Genomic DNA, 4,647 nt, shown 5'->3' on the forward strand with positions numbered 1-4,647 from the left:
AGCGGTAGTCTTTCTTGTAAATCTTAAGAGAAATATCGCGTCTGGCTAAGGCGTGCAAGTCTACTAAGGGATAACCGCTCCCATGCTCCCGTTGAAGTAGAAAGTAAAGTCTAGCTTTGTCTAGGTTTTATATAGCAGGGAATCTTTGCCATCCACTAGTCCCACCTCTCAAATTCGTGAGTAAATCAATATGGCACCCTTACCCGATTACCGCCCTAAACAATTATCTTTAGGACCCTTAGAAGCCGAAATTTTGAATATTATCTGGGAACTGGGTTCAGCTACAGTCAAGGATGTGCACGATCGCATTCTCTTAGACCCTAACCGTGAATTAGCTTACACTTCTGTCACTACAGTTTTACGTCGCCTGACTGATAAGGGGTGGCTCATCTGCAACAAACAAGGGCGGGCGTTTTATTGGCAACCCCAGCTGACCAAGCAGCAAGCACAGGTAATTAAGGCTCACGAACAGTTACAGCGATTTCTGGCTGTGGGTAATCCCGATGTCATCGCCGCCTTTGCTGATAGTCTGGATGAAGCCGCTAGCGACCAACTGCAAGCCATCGCTAAACGCATTCAAGCCGCACGCCAAGCCAGGGAGGAACAATAATCATGCATCTGTTGATGATTTTGACTGCTTTCACAGTTGCTTGGAGTTTAAGATCCTCTGGGAATGATCTCCAGGGTAGCTGGGATCTCCGGTGGCGGCGATCGCTGTTTTTGTTTCTTTTTCCCCCATTGTTAATTTTTATGACGGCGATCGCTGTCTTATTCATGGGACCCCAAGGAAAAATGGGGGGCGCACATACTGGCTGGTTAAGTTATCAACTAGCATTAATTTATCTTGCTTTTTTTGCCATTGTATGTATCAACCTAGGTTTCCAAGGTTGGCAATCTGTGGAGTCCGCCCGGAAATCTCCCTTAATTAATTTGCAGGGTAAACAAGTTAGATTATTGAATACAGACGCGCCCTTTGCTGGTCAAATTGGCTTTTGGCATCCAGAATTAGTAATTAGTCAAGGATTACTGCAAACCCTCACCCCCGCCCATGTAGATAGTGTTTTAGCACACGAACAAGGACATTACCATTACCGCGACACATTTTGGTTTTTCTGGCTGGGTTGCATACGCGCTTGTACAAGTTGGTTACCTAATACAGATGTGTTATGGGAGGAACTCTTATCCCTGCGGGAATTACGGGCTGATAGTTACGCAGCCTCCCAGGTAGACCCTTTGCTTTTGGCAGAGTCATTACTGATGGTAGTTAGTAACAGCAGTGTATCATCGCCTATTTGCTGTGCAGCTTTAGGAGCTAATACAGGCGATCGCTTAGAACAAAGAATAGAGGCTTTATTATCACCACGAACACCCACACCAGAAATCAATTACCACACATGGAATAGGTTTCTCTTAGCATTGATCCCATTATTAACAGTGATATTTCATACCTAAAATCGCCGACACACTCCAACAGCGAAGCTAAAACCTACTCAAGTTGTACAGGCTGCTGCACAGATATAATGAGTGATTAATTAGCAGCCTTTACCAACCCCCACCTACAAATATTAAAAAAATCTGGGTTAACCTCCGAAGCTAGTAAACCCATAACCTGCATCTGATTATACTATATACCAAACCCGTAACAAGTCTTCTATGACCACTGCTCAAGCTTTAACAAACCTCTCTTTTCCCATTCTCACCACACCCATCAATGATATTTTTGTGGGAGTCAATGCTTTAGATACAACTCTAGATTTAAGTAATTACTTTGATGACCCCTATACAACTGGTCTAGTAGCTAATTTTCAGTTATCTAACCCATCCATAGGTAATGGAGTTATCAAAGTAGTCCTGTTTGACCAAGAAGGACTAGGCGCACCCAAAACAGTGCAAAACTTCCAGAACTATGTCAACAGTGGCAGTTATGAAAATACTATCATTCATCGTTCTAATCCTAACTTTGTCATCCAGGGTGGTGGGTTTACTGTCGATAATTTAAATCTGGGAATAGTTCCCACCAATACACCGGTGGAAAATGAGTTTAGTCCACAGCGGTCTAATGTGCGGGGAACCATCGCTATGGCTAAACTAGGTAATAACCCCAACAGCGCCACCAGTCAATGGTTTTTCAACTTAGAGGATAATTCCAGTAATCTTAACAATCAAAATGGTGGTTTTACAGTCTTTGGTCAAGTCTCTTCTAGCAATGACTTAAATACAATTGATGCGATCGCAGCAGTGCCAGTTTATAACGCTAGTGGAATTCACCCTGCCTGGAGTGATCTTCCTCTCATTGTAGATGACCCAGCACAACCTGAGATTAACAGGGACGATAATTTTATCCGTTATAGTAACATTACAATTCTACAAGAAGAAGAAATAGAGTACACGATAGTTAGCAACTCCCGACCCGATTTAGTCACTGCTAACATTAACGGACAGCAACTTTTACTCGATTATCTTCCAGAGCAAACTGGGACAGCAGATATTTCCCTTCGTGGGACTAACTTGTTTGGTCAGTTTGTAGAATATCAATTTTCTGTCACAGTGTTACCCAATTCTCAAAGCGTAACTCTAGCGATCGCCCCCACCAACGCCTTACAACCAGAAGGGAACGAAGGACTCACCCCCTTTACCTTCACAGTCACCCGCACAGGAGACACCAATGTTACCAGCACAGTTAACTGGGCGGTTACAGGTACAGGTGAAAACCCTGCTAACGCCGCCGACTTTGCAGGTGGAGTATTCCCATCAGGTACAGCCAGCTTTGCAGCAGGAGTTACATCTCAAGTAATTACGGTAAATGTACAAGGTGATACGGAAGTAGAACCAGACGAAACCTTTACCGTTACCCTCTCTAACCCCAGCAACGCTACTATTACCACTACTACAGCTACGGGAACTATTATCAATGATGATACACCACCGGCGGAGGGCGATCGCCAACAAATCACATCATTAAATAATTTAACTGCTACCCCTGGCGGTAATGTATCTATTCCCCTGTTCTATAACACCACCACAGGTGGTAATACCCTGACTGGTATTAGTCTAAGGCTGCACTACAACTCTAATGAACTCGCCTTCCAAAATGCAGACAACCTCTTCAATAACAATCTATTTGTTCCCCTAGCAAACCTAGCTGATACTGATAACTTTGACAAAGACCCCAATACTGACAAGTTTATCCAATTTGGTTATGCTGACTCTGAAGGTAACTGGCCTAACCAACCCCTACCGTTAAAATTAGGGGACTTTAACTTTACCACCACTGGGAACTTTGAAGGAACTCAACTTAATGTGACTTCCGATAATTTAGCCCCTGGTTATAGCTTAGAAACAGACCCGATTTTTGTCGGGAAGCAAGCATGGAATCTAGATATTGACGGAGATGGAGAAATCAAAGCCCTTTCCGATGGGATTATGATAGTGCGTTATCTGTTTGGTCCTACTGCTTTCCCCGGTGAGAAATTAATTGAAGGTGCGATCGCTCCTAACGCTACTCGCAACCTAGCAGAAATTCAAGCCTACTTACAAAAAGGAGTAGACGACAAACACCTAGATATTGATGGAAATGGAGAAATCAAAGCCCTTTCCGATGGCATTATGATAGTACGCCATCTGTTTGGTTCTACTGCTTTCCCCGATGAACAATTAACTGAAGGTGCGATCGCCCCTGATGCTACCAGGGATTTAACCCAGATACAAGCATATTTAACTCAGTTCAGCACTTTAATATAGATACCTTCTGACGGTTGACGGTTGACCGTTACTCATATCCCCGACTTCTGACTATGATCTTGTCGGGTAGTGATAAATTTTGGTAGAAGTCGGGGATATTGCCCAGCAGAGTCAACACCCGCAGTCAAAACCAGCAGCCAGCTAGGGGTTAGAAACCCCCGTCTAATAGCTAAAGTCGGATAAATCCGACTGAGTGTTAAATATAACTTTATAAATAGGGTTAACAATCATTGCTTAGAGTATTATATGTAACCCACTAGTCCACTTTTAGTGGACTTTCGCTATTAGACGGGTAATTTATTCCCCGGCTAATGGCTGTTGATGGTCATACCTCTTCCCAGTCAAATGTTAAACGTAAAAACTGCAATGTTAAACGTAAAAACTGCCTGCCAGTCTATAGTTAAGAATAGCTTATAGTTAGCAAATTAGTCATAGTTAATTCAAATCATTAAACCTGCGAAATTTCTCTTTGAGCTTCTTATATATATATGTATATTGACACATAGGGATAGGAGAATAATGGCTACCCGCAAGATTGTTTCTAGTGGCAATTATAGTGATGCCAGTATCTGGTTAGGGAATGTTTTGCCAGTTGCTGGGGATGATGTAGTGATTGATCAAAGTGACAGTGACATAACTGTAACTCTAACTACAAATACTACAATTAAAACCTTATCCCAGTTCGAGAACTTCCAATGGAATTCCGGGACAATTACTGTTACCGATGGATTTAGCAACAATGGCAACCTATCCATTGGCTACGGCACAAAATACATCACAGGCACATTGCAAAATCAGGGAGTAGTCACTCACAACGACACCTATGCGGACTGGTGGGGCAGATACTACGGCAACCTGTACCTGAATAATCATAGCCAAATCATCAACCAAGCCGACGCCACCTAC

The 4,647-nt window shown here is 43.0% G+C and carries 4 protein-coding genes; all 4 read left to right on the forward strand.

Translation table 11 applies throughout. The annotated features are described in order from the left end of the window. The first annotated feature begins 190 nt into the window (after positions 1-190). Positions 191-610 (forward strand): BlaI/MecI/CopY family transcriptional regulator, encoded by a 420-nt coding sequence (locus PN447_RS12810; protein WP_271734328.1) that lies wholly within the window; start codon positions 191-193, stop codon positions 608-610. Between the two features lie 2 nt (positions 611-612). Beyond that, entirely contained in the window at positions 613-1,452 is an 840-nt protein-coding gene (locus tag PN447_RS12815) for a M56 family metallopeptidase (protein ID WP_271763432.1), read from the forward strand. A gap of 201 nt (positions 1,453-1,653) precedes the next feature. Further along, the gene (locus tag PN447_RS12820; protein WP_271763433.1) at positions 1,654-3,741 is read left to right on the forward strand and encodes a peptidylprolyl isomerase; all 2,088 of its coding nucleotides are present in this window, start codon (positions 1,654-1,656) and stop codon (positions 3,739-3,741) included. A gap of 519 nt (positions 3,742-4,260) precedes the next feature. After that, positions 4,261-4,647: hypothetical protein (locus PN447_RS12825; RefSeq protein ID WP_271763434.1), on the forward strand; the 387-nt coding region annotated here is incomplete at its 3' end.

The sequence above is a fragment of the Anabaena sp. CS-542/02 genome (assembly GCF_028331085.1).
Taxonomy (GTDB): Bacteria; Cyanobacteriota; Cyanobacteriia; order Cyanobacteriales; family Nostocaceae; genus Anabaenopsis; species Anabaenopsis arnoldii.